This is a genomic window from Pseudomonas sp. R3-52-08 (assembly GCF_003851745.1).
Taxonomy (GTDB): domain Bacteria; phylum Pseudomonadota; class Gammaproteobacteria; order Pseudomonadales; family Pseudomonadaceae; genus Aquipseudomonas.
Genome location: NZ_CP027730.1, coordinates 4,019,657 through 4,037,642, shown reverse-complemented (window position 1 = coordinate 4,037,642; position 17,986 = coordinate 4,019,657). Strand labels below are relative to the sequence as shown.

Here is a 17,986-nt window from a genome sequence, read left to right as displayed (position 1 = left end):
TATGGAAGCCTCGAGTTACCCCGCCTGGGCGCAGCAATTGATCCAGGACTGTAGCGAGAGCAAGCGTCGGGTTGTCGAACACGAACTGTACCAACGCATGCGCGATAACACGCTCAGCGCCAAGACCATGCGCCACTACCTGATCGGTGGCTGGCCCGTGGTGGAGCAGTTCGCCTTGTACATGGCACAGAACCTCACCAAGACCAAATTTGCCCGCCATCCGGGGGAGGACATGGCGCGTCGTTGGCTGATGCGCAATATCCGCGTGGAATTGAACCACGCCGATTATTGGGTGCATTGGGCACGTGCCCACGGCGTCAGTCTTGAAGAGCTGCAAGCACAGGATGTGCCACCGGAGTTGCACGCATTGAGTCATTGGTGTTGGCACACCAGTTCGGCGGATTCGTTGATCGTTGCGATTGCCGCCACCAACTACGCCATCGAGGGCGCCACTGGCGAGTGGTCTGCCGTGGTCTGTTCCACCGGCGTGTATGCTGCCGCCTTCCCGGAGGAAGAACGCAAGCGCGCGATGAAGTGGCTGAAGATGCACGCCCAGTATGATGACGCGCACCCTTGGGAAGCCCTGGAAATCATCTGCACACTGGCCGGCACGAACCCGAGCAAGGCCCTGCAGGTGGAGTTGCGCCAGGCGGTGTGCAAGAGCTACGACTATATGTACCTGTTCCTGGAAAGCTGCATGCGCCTGGAACAAGAGAAAGAAAAGGCGCCCGTACTCGTTCGTGAGCGCCAGGCGCGCGTCGCCAGCGAGGCGTGATGCACCCGTGATGGCGGGGTTTTACCCCGCCATTGCCAAGCGGTTGCGGCCTTCGCGCTTGGCCACGTACAAGGCATTGTCGGCCCGGCGCAGCAGGCTTTCCGCCGACTCGGCCGCCAATAACGTCGAACAGCCAAGGCTTACCGTCAAGTCGACCCGCGTACCCTCCACCCAGTAATCATGGGCTTGTGCCGCCTGGCGCAGGCGCTCGCCGACCATCCGCGCCGCATCGCGCCCGGTGTTGGAGAGCAGGATCAGAAATTCTTCCCCGCCGAATCGAAACACCATGTCCACGTTGCGCAACTGGCTTTTGATCGCTGCGGCCACGGCGCGCAATACGCTGTCGCCGGCGGCATGACCATGGGTGTCATTGATCTTCTTGAAGTGATCGATGTCCAGCATCAACAGGGACAGCGGGTGCATATGGCGCCGAGCCATGTCAATTTCCCGTTGCAGGGTCTGGTCCATGGCCACGCGGTTGCCGGTTTCGGTCAAAGGATCGCGCAGGGCACTGCGGGTGGCGGCGCGGTAGAGCAGGGCGTTGCGCATTGGGTAAAGCAACGTTGCGAGCAGGGACTCGAGCTGGCCCAGTTCCTCTTCGAGGAAGCGTTGGTTGCGACGGAACACCAGCTCACCCAAGTGCTCGCCCTCATGGCTCAAGGTGTAGCTCACCGAATGATGGCCGCGATGGCCGAACTCCAGGCGCAGGTCGCTGATGGCGTAGCGGTATTGCAGCGCGTCCAGCGGCACCAGGCGTTGCACTTCACGGAAGAACAAGCCGAGGATGCGTTCCGGTTCCAGGCTGGTCTGCAATTGCTGGTTCAGTTGCTGGCGAAGCTGACCGAGGGTGGCGGGGCGATGGGGGCGAAGGGACGGCTGACCAAACCCCAGGCGTTGCAATTTGGCACTGTCAAAGTCAATTGCGTTGGTCTGGGTCGGTGTTTTCATACGTAGGCGGCCTCTAAGCACATGACTGTCTTACAGGCGGGATGAGAGTGGCAAGTGCCAAGCGTCTTACTGTTCCTTCAGTTCCGTAAAACATTGGAAACAGTTTAGACCGCTTTACGCCGGGTTATAAGCCCAGGGCACTGCCACACGTCTTGTCATCGCTTGACCTGCGTGAGTGGGTTAGAGCCAGATTCGTGCCAATCGTTTGAATTAATAAATACCTATATAAATCAATGAACTGATTTTTCATGAAAACCGTCGACAAACAGTCGCGTCATTTCTCTGACTAATATTGAATGTTTGAAGAGGGGGTTACCAACGTAGAACGGTCAATCTGCGCGATGGAAGTGACCCCTGTCAGCGTCATGGCGACGCGCATTTCCTTGGCGAAAATCTCCAGCAGGTTTTCCACGCCGTGCTGGCCATCGGCGGCCAGCGCATACACTGCAGAGCGCCCCAGCAGGCAGGCTTTGGCGCCGAGCGCGAGCATGCGCACTACGTCGAGCCCGGAACGAATGCCGGAATCCACCAGCACGGTGAGGTCATCGCCAACGGCCTCGGCAATCGGCGGCAACGCTTTGGCGGTCGACAGCACGCCATCGAGCTGGCGGCCGCCATGGTTGGAGACCACGATGCCGTCGGCGCCGAAACTTACGGCATCCTTGGCATCCTGCGGGTCCAGGATGCCTTTGATGATCATCGGGCCCTTCCAGAAGTCGCGGATCCACTCCAGGTCTTTCCAACTGATCGACGGGTCGAAGTTGGTGGCCAGCCAGCCGATGTAGTCTTCCAGGTGCGTGGGTTTGCCCAGGTACCTGGAAATATTGCCGAGGTCGTGGGGGCGGCCCATCAAGCCCACATCGAACGCCCACTGCGGCTTAGTCACGGCCTGCAATATCCGCCGTTGCGCCGCATACGGCCCGGACATGCCCGAATGCGCATCACGGTAACGCGCGCCGGGGGTTGGCATGTCAACGGTGAACACCAGTGTCGTCACGCCTGCCGCCTGCGCCCGCTCCAAGGCATTGCGCATAAAGCCGCGATCCTTGAGCACATACAGCTGGAACCAGATTGACTGCGGGCTTTGCGAGGCGACTTCCTCGATCGGGCATACCGACACCGTCGACAGGCAGAAGGGCACACCTGCGTTCGCCGCCGCCTTGGCCGCTTGCACTTCACCACGTCGTGCATACATGCCCGTCAAGCCGACCGGGCTGAGGATGACCGGCATGGCCAGTTCCTGGCCAAATAGCGAGGTCTTCAAACTCAGGTTGTCGACATTGCGCAAGATGCGCTGGCGCAGGCTGATCTCTGCCAGGTCCGAGCTATTGGCGCGCAGGGTGTGTTCGGCATAGGCGCCGCCATCGATATAGTCGAACAAAAAGCGCGGTAACTTGCGCTTGGCGGCAGCACGGTAATCGGAGGCGGACGAAATAATCATGGCATGGGCTCCACTCGGCAAAGTGGCCCACGATAAGCAAAGTTATGGCATGATAAAAACAACTTTTATCGCTGTAATCCAGTCGCAAAAGGAATACTGATGAATCTGCGAACCCTGCGAGCGTTTGTCGAAGTGGTGCGCCAGGGCGGTTTTTCCCAGGCGGCCGAGGTGGTATCCCTGACCCAGTCCACGGTCAGCAAGGCGGTCAAGACCCTCGAAGAGGAGTTGGGCACACCGCTGCTCAATCGTCTTGGCCACAAGAACGAACTCACCGCCGCCGGCGAAATTACCTACCGCCGCGCCCTGGTGCTGCTTGCCGAACACAATGACCTGGTGGTGGAGATCAACGACCTGCGCGGTCTCAAGCGCGGCGTGCTGCGCATCGGTCTGCCACCGGTAGGTTGCGGCGTACTGTTTGCGACAATGTTCGCCACCTACCGCACGCGCTACCCCGACATCGACATCGAACTCACCGAATACGGCAGCAAAAAATTACGCGAATGCCTGGAAGCCGGGGAGGTTGACCTGGCGGCCCTGCTGCTGCCGGTGGATGAAGGCTTCGACTACCAGCCTGTACGCAACGAACCGTTGATCGCCGTATTACCTGTCAGCCACCCATTGGCGCGCCGCGAACGCATCGACTTCACCGACCTGGCAGACTCGCCGTTCATCCTGTTCGAAGCCGGTTTCGCCCTCAACGCGAAAATCATCGCCGCCTGCGAACGCAAGGGCGTAGTGCCAAAGGTGACTGCTCGTAGCGGGCAGATCGACTTTATCGTCGACCTGGTCACCGCCGGCCTGGGCGTCGCCTTCCTGCCACGGATGCTGGCGCACACACACCAACACGCCGGCATCGCATTGATCCCCTTGGACGAGCCCCACACTGACTGGCATATCGCCCTGGCTTGGCGCGCCAGTGCCCACTTACCACCCGCTGCGCGCGCCTGGCTGGAACTGGCCAGGGAGCAGGCGGTTTCGACCAGTCATCCCGCCACGTTGTGACACACGTCAGAGGAGGCTTGACTTCTTCTTTTTAATCAGTAACATACGGCGCATTCCGCGATAGCTCAGTTGGTAGAGCAAATGACTGTTAATCATTGGGTCCCTGGTTCGAGTCCAGGTCGTGGAGCCAGATAGAGAAAAGCCTGCAGAGATGCAGGCTTTTTTTTGCTTGAAATTTGACCCGGCAACAGCGGGTACCAGAACGACCGCGCCTGCCCGGCATCGCTCCGGGTTTATACTGGCCAGCTTCAAACACATTGAGGTCCCCATGAGCACTTCCCTTTCCGTAACCCCGGCGCGCAAGCCGTTCGCGCCATTGGTGGCCTTTATCGTCCTGATGGCGGGCGCCGTATTCCTGCAAAACACAGTGGGTGTGCGCCAGGTGTTGTTGCTGGGCGTCGGCGCCGCATTGGGCTTGACGCTGTACCACGCCGCCTTTGGTTTTACCTCGGCCTGGCGCGTGTTTATCAATGATCGGCGCGGCGCCGGCTTGCGCGCGCAGATGGTGATGCTGGCGGTGGCGGTCTTGTTGTTCTTCCCGGCGCTGGGCGCGGGCACCTTGTTCGGCCAGCCGGTGGTCGGGCTGGTGGCGCCGGCCGGGGTGTCGGTGGTATTCGGCGCGTTTATCTTCGGCATCGGCATGCAGCTGGGCGGCGGGTGCGCGTCAGGTACCCTGTTCACCGTGGGCGGCGGTAATGCGCGCATGCTGGTGACTCTGCTGTTTTTTATCTGCGGATCGTTGATCGCCACCCACCACGTTGACTGGTGGTTTGCCCTGCCGTCGTTCCCGCCTGTTTCAATCGTCAAAAGTTTCGGCGTATTGCCGGCGTTGCTCCTGAGCCTGGCTGTGTTCGCGCTCATTGCGTGGGTGACCGTGCGCCTGGAGAAGCGCCGCCATGGCCAACTTGAAGCCGGCGTGACCAGCGAACATCGGGGGCTGCGTCGCTTCCTGCGCGGGCCGTGGCCGTTGGTGTGGGGGGCGATTGGCTTGGCCTTGCTCAACTACGCCACGCTGGCTTTGGCCGGGCGGCCATGGGGCATTACTTCAGCGTTCGCGCTGTGGGGCGCCAAGGTGGCGAGCGGGCTGGGGGTGGACGTGGCCAGTTGGGCGTTCTGGCAGGTGCCGGGCAATGCCAAGGCCCTGGCCGCACCGGTTTGGGAAGACATCACCAGCGTCATGGACATCGGCATTATTCTTGGCGCGCTGTTGGCCGCCGGCCTGGCCGGGCGTTTCGCGCCGAGCTTGAAGATCCCGGCGCGCTCGTTGATCGCGGCGGTCATCGGCGGCTTGCTGCTCGGGTATGGTTCGCGCCTGGCGTACGGCTGCAACATTGGCGCCTACTTCAGCGGCATTGCCTCGGGGAGCTTGCATGGTTGGCTGTGGCTGGTGGCGGCGTTTATCGGCAATAGCGTGGGCGTACGCCTGCGACCGTTTTTCTTCGCCGGCGAACGGCCCCAGGTCGCCTTGAGTGGTTGCTGAATGGCAGGGTATCCAGGGGCATGTCCGAATCGGTCCTGAACCGGTCCGCCTTGCGCCTGTTGTGCATCCGGCAGGGTCTTTACCATGGCTTGCAGAACCGCCCCATACTCAAGCCCAAAGGACCCGCCATGAACCGCAAAGCCCTGATCGTGATCGATGCCCAGCATTCATTCCGTCATTCACCCTACTGGTCCGAAAACGACCTGCCGGATTACCTGGCAAACCAGCAGGCCCTCATCGACGGCTGTGTTCAGCAGGGCATCCCGGTGGTACAAGTCTTTCATGTGGAAGACCAAGGGCACTTTTCGATGGCATCGGGTAACGTCAAGACATTGAGCGAGTTATCGATCGATCCGCAGCTGGTCATTCATAAGCGCTACCACAGCGCCTTCGCCGGTACATCGCTGGCCGCGCGCCTCACGCAGATGGGTGTCACCACCTTGATCATCAGCGGCATTCGTACCGAACAGTGCTGTGAAACCACCACGCGGCAGGCTTCTGACAGCGGTTTTAACGTCGACTTCGTCAGTGAGGCTACGCTGACCTTCCCGATGACCCACGCACGCAGCGGCCGGGTGTACACCTCGGCGGAGATACGCGAGCGTACGGAGCTGGTGCTGGAGGATCGGTTTGCGCGCATCGTCACCGTCGCCCAGGCATTGGCGGCGTGAATCCATGAGCGTGCCGGTGCTGTTCGTGCTGTTGCCCAATGTGCTGATGCTCGACCTGGCGGGGCCTGCCGAAGTGCTGCGCCTGGCCGCGCAGGCCGACGACCCGGCGGCGGTGGATTTCGAGCTGCAGTACGTCAGCCCGGTGGAATCCCTGCACAGCTCCATCGGTTTGCCGTTAACCGGTCTGGCGCCCTTGCCGACCCGCTTGGCGCCGGGCACCCTGGTGGTGTTGGTCGGCTCCAGCATGAAGGTGGACAAAGCACGCCAGCAGGCCTTCGAATCCGCCAGCGACAGCCTGGTGCAGTGGCTGCAGACGGTGTTCGCGCCCTCTGCCGAGCGTTTGATATGCGTGTGCGCCGGTGCGCTGACTGCCGCCCGTGCCGGCCTGCTCGACGGGCGCCAATGCACCACGCACCATACGCTGTGCGCCACCCTCCAGGCCCTCGCGCCCAAGGCCCGGGTCCTGGAAAACCGGCTGTACGTCACCGATGGTCGGGTCAGTTGCAGCGCCGGGATCACCGCCGGTATCGATATGATGCTGCACTTGATTGCCGAGCGTGCCGGGCCAAGGCTGGCGTGCGCCGTCGCGCGGGACATGGTGGTGTACCTGCGTCGCGGCGGCGCAGACCCGCAGTTATCGCCGTGGATAGCCGGACGTAATCACCTGCACCCGGCAGTCCATCGTGTACAAGACGCCATTGCTGCCGCCCCCTGCGACGCCTGGACCGTCACCCGCATGGCGGACCTGGCCTGCACCGGCAGCCGCCATCTGGCGCGCCTGTTCCACGAGCATGTCGGCATCAGCCCGCTGGATTACCTGCACCGTCTGCGCCTGGCCGTGGCTCGCGAGCTGCTGGTGGAGTCGAGCCTGGACATCGAAACCGTCGCCGAACGCGCAGGCTTTGGTTCGGCGCGCCACCTGCGGCGTATCTGGGGCAAATATGAAACGGGCACGCCTTCAGCGATGCGCCTTATTCAGCCAGCGTCTCAGGGGGCGTAACCGACTCCTGGCCGGTCTCGGCCGCCAGCTTTAAACGGTCCGCCTTGCTGACGTATGTATCTTTGCTCTTCGGCGCCAGTTTGGCACTGGCCTTTTTGGCCTTGGCCTTGAAGAGCTGCTTGAGTTTTTTCTGGCGGTTCATGTGTGTTGGCCTGATGGGGGAGGGCGCGGATGATACCAGTTTGAAAACCGTGGCCGTGGTCCTAGATTGAAAGGCATACCCGTCAAGGATGCGCTGTACCTGCGGCGGTGGAGCAAGCGCCTTCGCCACAGATTAATGCGCGAGGAACTTGCTGATCAGCGTGACCACCTGCTGCTGGATCGCCGCCCGAGGCCGCCCGCCCGCGCCATCCTGGCAAATGATGCCGTCGCCGGGCGCATCCTCGTCGAGCATTGCCGCTGCGCCGGGTTTGCACTGCGCCATAAAGCTGAAGTGGCTCGCATCGCTGATTTCCACGTATTGCGTTGACGCCTTGGGGAGCCGCTTGGCCAGGTCGGCGGACTCCAGTTGCGTAGGCAATTCCACGGATGGCACGCCAGCGGCGATTACCAGTACCGGCATGGGCAGCGCGGCCAGGCTTGCATCGGTAAAACCGCGCGACAGACCAATGTCCAGGGACACCACCGCAGTGACGCGCTTGTCGCTCAAGTCAGCAGACAATTGAGCCTCGCCAGCCGGAGTACCGGCGGGGTTCATTTGCTGGTAGACGCTGCAACTGCTCAGTTGTGGATGGACGCCGCAATCCTTGGCGAAGCGCGCGGGATCAAAACGCGCACCGGCGCTTTCCAGCACGGTCCAGCCGCCGAGGGAGTGACCTGCCAGTGCAATGCGGCTTTGCGCCACGGCGCCGAACTGCTTGGGCTGTGCAAGCACCGAGTCAATGGCACGACTCAGGTCTTCGGGCCGCTGCCACAACCGTGCGGCGGCGGCGGGGCTGCGATCTTTGGTAGTGCTGCCCGGATGGTTGACCGCCGCCACGATATAACCCTGACGGGCCAACGCACTGCCCAACCACGCCTGATTGCCCCAATTGCCACGATAGCCGTGAGAAAGCACCACCAGCGGATGTTCGCCGTTGGCCGGCGGTGCGTCGGGTACGGCGAGGGCGCCGTAGAAAACCACGTCGTCTCGGATCAGCCGTGGCGTGGCTTCGGTTAGCGCGGGGTACCAGACCACTAATTCCAGCGGGCGCAGGTTGTGTACATCGGACAGCGTGGCGGTTTTGAAGCCGACAGGGTAGTCGTTGGCGAATGCGTGGCCGGTCAGGCAAATCAGGAACAGGGCGGCGAGGGCGGTTTTCACTGTTTTTATCGTCCTTGAAGTGAGGGCGCAGCATGAACTGGAACAGGCAGTTTTGGTAGGCGCGCAGACCTTTTACCGCCGAACGCTTTACGGATCATCCTGAACAAGGAAGCCGCCTGCAGCTCAATCGTAAGCGAACTGGTCAACCAACCCCTGGCGTGGAACATGGCTGTTGGGTAGCAATAGCGCGCCGGGAGCGATGACTGCATTTGCGCCAATCTTGCAGCCATCGCCCACCAAGGCACCGAATTTGTTCACGCCTGTCTCTATCACGCCGGTTGCATGGCGGATCCTGATCGCTGCTCCATTCAGTTCGTTACGATAATTGGCGATGATCGCGCCGGCCTCGATATTCACGCCTTCGCCAATCAGTGAGTCGCCGACAAAATTGAAGTGCGCCAACTTGCTGCCATCCAGCATGAAGGTGCTTTTCAATTCGCAACTGGGCCCTACGATGCAATGGCTGCCCAAATAAACGCCTCCCCGCAGGTATGCACCCGCTGCCACGAATGAGCCTTCGCCGATGATAATCGGGCCCTTCAGCACTGCGCCTTCTTCGACGATGGCGCTTTCATGGATGGCGCAGTTACCTTGGCGGCGAAAGCCTGCACCAAGGCGCGAGAGCAGGGTCAGCACCTGGTTCGCGCAGTCTTGGGATACCTGCCAGGCGGCTGGGGGAGTCAGGCCGAGTGAGGGCCATTGGGTAATGAAGGTGCTGATGTTGGGTGAACTCATGGAAAGCCTCCGGTTCGGGCTGCGAGCGTCAGGACAGAATAATGCGAGCCAGGTGACTTTTTACATGGGTTGGCCTACGCCGATCCAAATGTGGGAGGGGGCTTGCCCCCGATTGCGGTGTGCCAGTCAGCCATTTTTTACTGATAGACCGCTATCGGGGGCAAGCCCCCTCCCACATTGGATTTATGCTGTGTCACCGGGCGATCAGGGCGCCACGCCGGGGCGCCGTTGTTTGATCGGCCGCTTTAAACGCGGGGGAAACAGGTGCTAATAGTATCGATCAGCCGCTCGGGCGGGTGCTGGACTAGGGTTTTGCTTGCGGCTTTCATCGCAATTAAAAATTCACTGGCATCAACGGGGAGTAGCCAGTAGGCTACATGTGGCTTTGTGATCAATACGATTGGCAGGACGCCCGAGTTTGATACATGGCTCGACGGTATGAAGGATGTTTGGGGGAAAGCAGCGGTGCTGACCCGTCTCGACCGCGCCGAAGAGAACAATTTTGGTGACTGTGCGCCTGTCGGCGACGGCCTGAGCGAAATGCGTGTTTTTGTCGGGCCAGGCTACAGGATTTATTTTGTACGCACGGGCATCACCGCTTACTTGATGTTATGGGGAAGCGATAAAACCGACCAGAAAAGAGGAATCAAGCGGGCAAAAGAGATCCTCGATGCCCTGAGAGGTAGATGAAATGAGCAAATCGAAATTCAAACCGGAGGACATGCCGATCCTCGATCTGGATACATCCGGTACCCGCGTCTACGAAGCTTCACGCTTCCTCGACAATCCGCAGGCTATCAGCGCTTATCTGGCGCAGAGCATGAAGTCTCAGGACCCGCACGTCCTCATGAAGGCCCTTGCCGAGGTGGCCAAGGCCCAGGGCGTGAACAAGGTGGCCGAGGCGGCGGGAGTTAATCGGGAGAGTCTTTATAAAACCCTTAAGGGCGGCTCCAAAACGCGCTATGAGACGATCCAGAAGTTGATGGTGGCATTGGGGGTGGAGCTGACGGTGCAGCCGATTGCGAGCAGGCAAGCGCCTGGGGCAAAGCCGGCGACCGCCGGCCAATAATCGACTATGACACTGAAGACAGTGGCCGGCTTTGCCTTGAGGCCTTACCGCACCAGGCAAGGTCGCTTGTTGTTGAAGCTCCAACCTGGAATCAGGTACTGCATCGCCACGCTGTCGTCCCGCGCGCTCAGCCCCATGCCTTTGTATAACTCATGGGCCTTGGCCACGGCATCCATGTCGATATCCACCCCGAGGCCCGCCTTGGCCGGCACTTTTACGTAGCCGCCTTCAATCTGCAGGGGCGCCTTGGTCAGGCGCTGGCCGTCCTGCCAGATCCAGTGGGTGTCGATGGCAGTGATCTCGCCGGGTGCGGCGGCGGCCACCTGGGTGAACATGGCCAGGGAAATATCGAAATGGTTGTTGGAATGCGAACCCCAGGTCAGGCCCCACTCGTTGCACAGTTGCGCCACCCGCACCGAGCCCTGCATCGTCCAGAAATGCGGGTCGGCGAGGGGAATGTCCACCGATTGCAGCTGGATCGCATGGCCCATTTCACGCCAGTCGGTGGCGATCATGTTGGTGGCGGTTTTCAGGCCCGTGGCGCGGCGGAATTCGGCCATGACTTCGCGGCCCGAGTAACCGTTTTCCGCACCGCAGGGGTCTTCGGCATAGGCGAGTACGTGATGCTGGTCACGGCACAGGCGGATCGCCTCCTTGAGTGACCAGGCGCCGTTCGGGTCGAGGGTGATGCGCGCATCGGGGAAGCGTTCGGCCAGGGCCGTAACGGCTTCGATTTCTGCATCGCCACTCAGCACGCCGCCCTTGAGCTTGAAGTCGTTGAAGCCGTATTTGGCTTTGGCGGCTTCGGCCAGGCGTACCACGGCGTCGGCGGTCAGGGCTTTCTCGTGGCGCAGGCGGAACCAGTCGTCGTCGGCGTCGGCCTCGTTGCGATAGGCCAGGTCCGTTGCGCTGCGGTCACCGATGTAGAACAGATAACCGAGCATTTTTACCGCATCGCGTTGCTGGCCCTCTCCGAGCAGGGCCGCTACCGGTACTTCGAGGAATTGCCCGAGCAAGTCGAGCAGGGCGGCCTCCATCGCGGTAACGGCGTGAATGGTGATACGCAGATCAAAGGTTTGCAGCCCACGACCGGCCGCGTCCCGTGAGGCAAAGGTGGTGCGCATTTGATTGAGGATGCGCTGGTACTGCCCGATGGGCTGGCCGATCACCAGGCCGCGCGCGTCTTCCAGGGTTTCGCGGATGCGCTCGCCACCGGGCACTTCGCCTACGCCGGTGTTGCCGCCACTGTCCTTGAGAATGACGATATTGCGGGTGAAATAAGGGCCGTGGGCGCCGCTGAGGTTCAGCAGCATACTGTCGTGGCCGGCGACCGGGATGACTTGGAAATGGGTGACAACAGGCGTGTTCATGGCAAAGTCCTTATACGCTCAAATAGATTTGCTGACGGCGGCGCCGGTCGGCGCAACGCTGGGCGATATCAAGCCGGCAGACGGTGACGTCTTGGCGAAAAACACCAGGATGGCCGCGAGCACAGAGGTGCCGGCCAGGCCGTAAAGCCCGCCCTGGATCGAGCCGGTGGTTTGTTCCAGGAAGCCAAAGGTGGTCGGCGCGACAAAGCCGCCCAGGTTGCCGATGGAGTTGATCAGCGCGATCACTGCGGCGGCGATGCGCACGTCGAGGTAGCCCTGTGGGATCGGCCAGAACAGCGAAGAAGCGGATTTGAAACCGATGGCCGCAAAGCAGATGGCCACAAAGGCGAAGATCGGCCCGCCAGTGGTGGACATGAACATCCCGGCTGCCGCGATCAACAAGGCTGCCGCGACCCAGGCCTGCTGGAATTTGAACTTGCCCGACAGCGATGCGAAGGCGTACATGGCGATGATCGAGATCAGCCAGGGAATCGAGTTGAAGAACCCGACCTGCACATCGCTCAGGTCACCCATTTTCTTGATGATGCTCGGCAGCCAGAACGTCGCCGCATAGATCGTCAGTTGGATGCAGAAATACAAGGCGCAGAAAAGCATGATCTGGCGGTCCTTGAGCAGTTTGCCGATGGTCGGTTTGACCGTGGTCAGGGCTTCGCGATCGCGCTGTTCCTGATCGATGGCGCCCACCAGTGCGTCCTGTTCTTCGCGGCTCAGCCACTTTGCGTCATGGGGCTTGGAATCCAGCCAGAACCACACGAAGAAGCCCAGCGCCACCGAGGCCAGGCCTTCGATGGCGAACATCCATTGCCAGCCGTGAAAGCCCAGGCCTTCGATCTGCAACAGCGCACCCGACAGCGGGCCGGAGATCAGTGACGCAACCGCCGAGCCACTGAGGAAAATCGCAATGGCTTTGCCGCGCTCCACGCCTGGCAACCAGCGGGTGAAGTAGTAGATCACGCCTGGGAAGAAGCCCGCTTCAGCCACGCCCAGCAAAAAGCGCAGGATGTAGAAGTGGGTTTCGTTCTGGATGAACGCCATCATCGTGGCGACGATGCCCCAGGTGAACATGATGCGGGTCAGCCAGATGCGCGCGCCGACTTTTTGCAGCAGCATGTTCGACGGCACTTCGAAGATCGCGTAGCCGATGAAGAACAGCCCGGCACCGAAGCCATAGGCCGCCGCGCCGATGCCCAGGTCGTGCTCCATGTGCGTGCGCACGAAGCCGATATTGACCCGGTCGATGTAGTTGAGGATGAACATGATCACGAACAGTGGGAGCACGTGGCCCTTCACTTTGCTCACGGCGCGGATGAGCACCGAATCAGTTTCTGGTGTGGCAGATGCATGGCTTGAATTGTTCACAATTCAAAACTCCCCCTGATTTGTTTTTATGCGGGTTTGCGTGTTTTGTTGCCAGACATCATACAAGCTGTTTTTTGAAAACTGCAATGCGTTGGGATCTGTATTTATTCTTATAAAAGCCGCTAGCAGGCATTATTTTGGTTATTTGTTAGATTTTTAATGGGTTTTAGAAGCCTTGTAGCCGTCGGAACCCCCGGCAAAAAATCCCCGATACAGAAATGGTACTGAAGTGTTTCAGGTTGGTTGTCATACAAGTTAATCGTTTCATGAATCAACCCAGCGCCGCGCCTGAGCCCAGTGTTAAGCTCCCACCTGCCCAACCCCGTGGAACCTGGCAATGACCATTGAAAACGCCCCCGCTGTGCGCAAACGCTCCACCAACCTGGCCCAGGGCGTGGTCGACGCACTGACCCAGCGCATCCTGCTCGGGCAGCTCAAACCCGGTGAAAAACTGCCGTCCGAATCCACCATCGTGCTTGAGCACGGGGTCAGCCGTACGGTGGTGCGCGAAGCCATCTCCAAGCTGCAAGCCTCTGGCCTGGTGGAGACGCGCCACGGCATCGGCACCTTTGTGCTGGCCCAACAGCCCCAGCAAGGCTTGCGCCTGCATGTGGACACGGTCGCCAGCGTGCGCAACATGCTGGAGCTGCGCCTGGGCCTGGAAGTGCAAGCCGTGGCGCTGGCCGCGCTGCGCCGTACCGACGAGCAACTGGCGCACATGCGTCAGGCGCTGGACGACTACCAGGCCTCCCTGGCCAACAACGACAGCTGCGTGGAAGAAGACAAGCGCTTTCATCAACTGATCGCCGAGGCCACCGGCAACACGTTTTTCAGCGAAATCATGCAGCACCTGGGCACCGCGATGATCCCCCGCGCACTGGTGCTGGGCGCCGAGCGCGGCGGCGCGGATTTTGCCAAGCTGGGGCAACTGGCGAACCTGGAGCATGAGGCGATCTTCAATGCGCTCAAGCGCCAGGATCCGGATGCCGCGCGGGCGGCGATGGTGCTGCATTTGACCAATAGCCGGGATCGATTTTCCGGCGAATGACAAGGAATCCCTGTTGAACGAACACACATTGTCCATGCGCCTGGAGCGCGTAGCGGCATGGGTGCCGGTTGGCGCGCGCCTGGCTGATATCGGCTCGGACCATGCTTACCTGCCGGTGGCGCTGATGCGTCGTGGTGTGATTGCCGGAGCCGTGGCGGGAGAGGCCGCGGCCACGCCCTTTCGCGCGGCCCAGCGCACCGTACACGCCAACGACCTGGAGCAGTGCATCCGCGTACGCCGGGCCGATGGTCTGGCAGCGATCGAGCCAGACGACGCCATCACCGCCGTCAGCCTGTGCGGCATGGGCGGCGAGACGATCCGCAACATCCTCGACAGCGGTAAAGCGCGGTTGAGCGGCCAGGAACGCCTGATCCTGCAACCCAACGGCGGCGAGCAACCGTTGCGCCACTGGTTGATGGACAACGGCTACCGAATCCTGCACGAGGAGCTGCTGCATGAGAACCGCTTCTACTACGAAATCATCGTCGCCGAACGTAGCGGGCCGGTGAACTACACCGATGAGCAGCTGTACTTCGGACCGCTGCACCTGCAGGCGCGCACCCCGATGTTCGTGGCGAAATGGCAACGCCTGCTGCGCGAGAAACACAAGACGCTTGCCGGTTTCGAGAAGGCCAGGCAGTCGGTGCCGCAAGCAAAACGGCAAGAAATTGCCCAGCACATCCAATGGATTACCCATGTGCTGGGCTGAACGCCGCCGCGTACAGCGTAGCTCCCCCGAAACTTTTGTCCCCGGCGGTTACAGGGCCTGCCCGCCACTGAGTGCTTTTGCCCCATTTTCGCGCACCGTCGGTCGGTTTCGCGGTGCCATTACGCCTATCGCCAAGGTTTCAACCTGCGGCCCATATCTTGCTAATCAATGACATGGCATTTTGCCGTTAGTTATTTCACACGCTGTGAAGCTTGAGTTTGTTCAGGGGAGTTGCAGGGCATGCAAAGACTTTTATCACCGGGTATCCGCCTGCTTGGACGGTTCGGTTTCGCGCGCAAGTTCCAGGTGCTGTTCTTCCTGTTCATGCTGCCGCTGGCCGGGAGCTTGTGGATGATCGGCCAGGATTACCGCGACAAACTCGCGGTGATCTCCAGCGAACAGTCCGGTGTGCGCCAACTGTTGGCGCTGGACTCGCTCGATGTGCAACTGACCGCCCAACGCAACCTGGCCGCCCGCTGGAAAGCCCTGGATATTCTGCATACGCCAACCCCTGCCGCCCAGGCCGCGATGGACAAGGTGGACGCTGGCAGCCCAGTGATCCAGCAAGGCCTGCAAACCCTGGGCGACGCGCTCAGAACCCATAACGCCAGCGCCGATACCCTGGCGCGCTTCGACACCTTGCAGGCTGCGGTCAAGGGCATGGACACCCAGGCCCTGCGCACCGTCGGCTGGTGGCCGGATGGCTATGACCGCTTCACCGCCGCTCTGACTGCGATGCAATCGCTGCGCGAACAGATCACCCTGGATGCCGGTTTGATCCTCGATCCGTGGCTGGAAACCTACCTGCTGATGCAGATTTCCAGCCAGCACACCCCGGACCTGATCGAGCGTATCGGGCGCACGGCCAGCGTCGGCCAATCCTCGATCGCCTCGGGCCAGTTCACCCTGCAAAGCCGTTTGCAGATGCGCGACCTGCGCGGCCGCATCGGTGATGCGCGCGACCAGTTGGTCAAGGCGGCAGGCGCGCTCAAAGCCAGGCAATACCCAGGCCTGGAGCCTTGGACGGTGCAATACGCAGCCAGCCTGCAACGCCTCGACAGTGAGCTGAAGACCCTGGACGACGGCGTCTTCGGCGGCACCATCAAGCTCGACACCGCCGCGTTCGACCAAAGCGTTGACGCCATGCTCGCGGCCTTGGGCGCGTTACGCAGCCAGTCGCTGCATTCGCTCGACGCACGCTTGAGTTACTACCGTGAGCGCTCGTTGCAGCACTTCATCCCCGTGGCGGCGACGTTCAGCCTGCTGGCGCTGGCCGCGTTGTACCTGTTCGTCTGCCTGCAAGCGTCGATCCGCCGCAGCGCCAGCGGCATCACGACGCTGGCCGAGTCCTTGCGTGACGGCAACCTGCGCGTCGAAGTGGCGGTGGAGGGGCGCGACGAACTGGCCGCCATCAGCACGGCGCTCAACGTCGCCGTGGTGCAACTGCGCGCCAGCCTGCTCGGGGTCAATCATGAAACCCAGCAGCTGGGCGCCACCGTGCTCACTCTCAACGCGCAATCGGGCAGCACCCTCACCGAAGTCGAAGACCAGCAACACCAGATCAGCCAGATCGCTGCGGCCGCCACCCAGTTGGCCGCCACCTCCCTGGGCGTCGCCAAAAGCTGCGAGCAGGCTGCCGACAGCGCCCAGCAGACCCGGCGTATCGCCGAGGACAGCAGCCGCGACAGCCAGCGCACCACGGCCAGCATCCAGCAACTCAACCAGCGCCTGACCGACACCGCCAACGCGCTGGAGCAAGTCAGCCAGCAGGGCCAGCAGATTCAATCGGTGGTCGATACCATTCGCGGGATCGCCGAGCAGACCAACCTGCTGGCCCTCAATGCCGCCATCGAAGCCGCCCGCGCCGGCGAGCAAGGCCGCGGATTTGCCGTGGTCGCCGATGAGGTGCGCAGCCTGTCGCAACGCACTCAGGCGTCCACCGCGCAGATCGCCAGCACCGTGGACAGCCTGCGCGCCACGGTCAGCCAGGCCGTCAGCCTGATGGGCGCCGCCTGCAACCAGGCGCTCAGTGACGCCGAATCCGTCACCGGCCTGGGCACGCGCCTCGGCGAAATCGCCGGTGCCGTACAGAACGTCACCGACACCCTGGCGCAAATCGCCGCCGCCGTGGAAGAACAGGCCACGACGGCCGACGAGGTGAGCGGCAATATCCAGCAGGTGGACCAGGCGGCCGGGCGCTTGCTCGACGGCGCACGGGCGGTCAATCAGGCCGCCGACAGCCTGAGCAAGGGCAGCCGGGCGTTGAGTGCTAACACGGCGCGGTTTCGATTGGACTGAGCGCCCATTCAGGGCACTCTGCCGTCGTCGTGTAGTCTTCTCCTTAACCCTAACGGAGCTGCCCCCCTATGATTACCGTTCACCACCTCAACAATTCGCGCTCCCAGCGCATCCTCTGGTTGCTCGAAGAGCTGGGCCTGCCCTACGAGATCAAGCGCTACCAGCGCGACCCGAAAACCAACCTCGCGCCTCCCGAGCTCAAGGCCATTCACCCGCTGGGCAAATCGCCGGTGATCGAGGACGGCTCCCGTGTACTGATTGAATCGGCCGCGATCATCGACTACCTGATCCGCCGCCACGGCAACGGCCAACTGCAGCCTGATCCGGCCAGCGCCAGCTACGACGAATACGTGCAGTGGCTGCATTTCGCCGAGGGCTCGGCCATGCTGCCGCTGATGCTCAACCTCTACGTCGGGCGCCTGGGTGAAGCCGGCGCGCCGCTGCATCCGCGCATTGAATCGGAGCTGGCCAACTACCTCGGCTACCTGAATGACGTGCTCGGGCAAACCCCGTACCTGGTGGGTGACGAGCTGACCGGTGCGGACATCCAGATGAGCTTTATCGGCGAGATTGCCAAGGCGCAGGGCAAGCTGCAGGCATACCCGAACCTGGCGGCATGGGTAGACAAGCTCCAGCAACGACCGGCTTATCGCAAGGCGGTGGAGCAGGGCGGTGAGTATGCGTTCGCCAAATAGAGGCGCATGAAGGACCGCTGAACCTTTGCGCCAGGCAGCGCTCACTTAACCAGTGGCGCTGT

The 17,986-nt window shown here is 61.5% G+C and carries 18 protein-coding genes and 1 tRNA gene; 12 read left to right on the top strand and 7 right to left on the bottom strand.

Annotated elements, in window-relative coordinates; translation table 11 throughout:
• The first annotated feature begins 1 nt into the window (after position 1).
• Positions 2-775 carry a TenA family transcriptional regulator gene (locus C4J91_RS18590; protein WP_372238315.1) on the top strand — a complete coding sequence of 258 codons (774 nt, stop codon included), beginning with the start codon at positions 2-4 and terminating at the stop codon, positions 773-775.
• A 21-nt stretch (positions 776-796) separates the two neighbouring features.
• On the opposite strand, the gene C4J91_RS18585 is transcribed toward C4J91_RS18590, so the two are convergent.
• Both C4J91_RS18585 and lldD read right to left on the bottom strand, forming a co-directional pair.
• The gene (locus C4J91_RS18585) at positions 797-1,723 is read right to left on the bottom strand and encodes a GGDEF domain-containing protein (RefSeq protein ID WP_124363669.1); all 927 of its coding nucleotides are present in this window, start codon (positions 1,721-1,723) and stop codon (positions 797-799) included.
• Positions 1,724-2,009: 286 nt separating this feature from the next.
• Positions 2,010-3,164, bottom strand: a complete 1,155-nt coding sequence (gene lldD / locus C4J91_RS18580) for an FMN-dependent L-lactate dehydrogenase LldD (RefSeq protein ID WP_124363668.1) — start codon at positions 3,162-3,164, stop codon at positions 2,010-2,012.
• 99 nt (positions 3,165-3,263) lie between these two features.
• On the opposite strand from lldD, the gene C4J91_RS18575 reads away from it, so the two are divergent.
• From C4J91_RS18575 to C4J91_RS18555, 5 genes are all read left to right on the top strand, one after another.
• A complete protein-coding gene (locus C4J91_RS18575) occupies positions 3,264-4,166 on the top strand; it encodes a LysR family transcriptional regulator (protein WP_124363667.1) in 903 nt (300 codons plus the stop codon).
• A gap of 54 nt (positions 4,167-4,220) precedes the next feature.
• Positions 4,221-4,296: transfer RNA gene (locus C4J91_RS18570), tRNA-Asn, on the top strand.
• 138 nt (positions 4,297-4,434) lie between these two features.
• Positions 4,435-5,646, top strand: coding sequence for a YeeE/YedE family protein (locus C4J91_RS18565; protein WP_124363666.1), 1,212 nt, complete (start codon positions 4,435-4,437; stop codon positions 5,644-5,646).
• A gap of 128 nt (positions 5,647-5,774) precedes the next feature.
• Positions 5,775-6,317, top strand: coding sequence for a cysteine hydrolase family protein (locus C4J91_RS18560; protein WP_124363665.1), 543 nt, complete (start codon positions 5,775-5,777; stop codon positions 6,315-6,317).
• A gap of 4 nt (positions 6,318-6,321) precedes the next feature.
• Entirely contained in the window at positions 6,322-7,317 is a 996-nt protein-coding gene (locus C4J91_RS18555) for a GlxA family transcriptional regulator (protein ID WP_124363664.1), read from the top strand.
• On the opposite strand, the gene C4J91_RS18550 is transcribed toward C4J91_RS18555, so the two are convergent.
• From C4J91_RS18550 to C4J91_RS18540, 3 genes are all read right to left on the bottom strand, one after another.
• On the bottom strand, positions 7,289-7,459 hold the full coding sequence (locus tag C4J91_RS18550) for a DUF2986 domain-containing protein (RefSeq protein WP_124363663.1): 171 nt from the start codon (positions 7,457-7,459) through the stop codon (positions 7,289-7,291). The genes C4J91_RS18555 and C4J91_RS18550 overlap by 29 nt on opposite strands.
• A gap of 132 nt (positions 7,460-7,591) precedes the next feature.
• On the bottom strand, positions 7,592-8,620 hold the full coding sequence (locus C4J91_RS18545; RefSeq protein WP_124363662.1) for an alpha/beta fold hydrolase: 1,029 nt from the start codon (positions 8,618-8,620) through the stop codon (positions 7,592-7,594).
• A 123-nt stretch (positions 8,621-8,743) separates the two neighbouring features.
• The gene (locus C4J91_RS18540; protein WP_124363661.1) at positions 8,744-9,355 is read right to left on the bottom strand and encodes a transferase; all 612 of its coding nucleotides are present in this window, start codon (positions 9,353-9,355) and stop codon (positions 8,744-8,746) included.
• 387 nt (positions 9,356-9,742) lie between these two features.
• Between C4J91_RS18540 and C4J91_RS18535 the strand changes: the two genes are divergently transcribed.
• Both C4J91_RS18535 and C4J91_RS18530 read left to right on the top strand, forming a co-directional pair.
• Complete coding sequence (locus C4J91_RS18535) at positions 9,743-10,045, top strand: type II toxin-antitoxin system RelE/ParE family toxin (protein ID WP_124363660.1); 303 nt, start codon at positions 9,743-9,745, stop codon at positions 10,043-10,045.
• Between the two features lies 1 nt (position 10,046).
• Positions 10,047-10,424: an addiction module antidote protein gene (locus tag C4J91_RS18530; protein WP_124363659.1), complete on the top strand. Its 378-nt coding sequence runs from the start codon at positions 10,047-10,049 to the stop codon at positions 10,422-10,424.
• A 44-nt stretch (positions 10,425-10,468) separates the two neighbouring features.
• Here the strand turns inward: C4J91_RS18530 and gudD are convergent, their stop codons facing one another.
• A complete protein-coding gene (gudD, locus tag C4J91_RS18525) occupies positions 10,469-11,794 on the bottom strand; it encodes a glucarate dehydratase (RefSeq protein WP_124363658.1) in 1,326 nt (441 codons plus the stop codon).
• A gap of 18 nt (positions 11,795-11,812) precedes the next feature.
• A complete protein-coding gene (locus tag C4J91_RS18520; protein WP_124363657.1) occupies positions 11,813-13,174 on the bottom strand; it encodes an MFS transporter in 1,362 nt (453 codons plus the stop codon).
• 337 nt (positions 13,175-13,511) lie between these two features.
• On the opposite strand from C4J91_RS18520, the gene C4J91_RS18515 reads away from it, so the two are divergent.
• From C4J91_RS18515 to C4J91_RS18500, 4 genes are all read left to right on the top strand, one after another.
• A complete protein-coding gene (locus tag C4J91_RS18515) occupies positions 13,512-14,222 on the top strand; it encodes a FadR/GntR family transcriptional regulator (RefSeq protein WP_124363656.1) in 711 nt (236 codons plus the stop codon).
• 13 nt (positions 14,223-14,235) lie between these two features.
• Positions 14,236-14,931 carry a tRNA (adenine(22)-N(1))-methyltransferase TrmK gene (locus C4J91_RS18510; RefSeq protein WP_124363655.1) on the top strand — a complete coding sequence of 232 codons (696 nt, stop codon included), beginning with the start codon at positions 14,236-14,238 and terminating at the stop codon, positions 14,929-14,931.
• 240 nt (positions 14,932-15,171) lie between these two features.
• Positions 15,172-17,229 (top strand): methyl-accepting chemotaxis protein, encoded by a 2,058-nt coding sequence (locus tag C4J91_RS18505; protein ID WP_124363654.1) that lies wholly within the window; start codon positions 15,172-15,174, stop codon positions 17,227-17,229.
• Positions 17,230-17,297: 68 nt separating this feature from the next.
• A complete protein-coding gene (locus C4J91_RS18500; RefSeq protein ID WP_124363653.1) occupies positions 17,298-17,924 on the top strand; it encodes a glutathione S-transferase family protein in 627 nt (208 codons plus the stop codon).
• Positions 17,925-17,986: the final 62 nt, after the last annotated feature.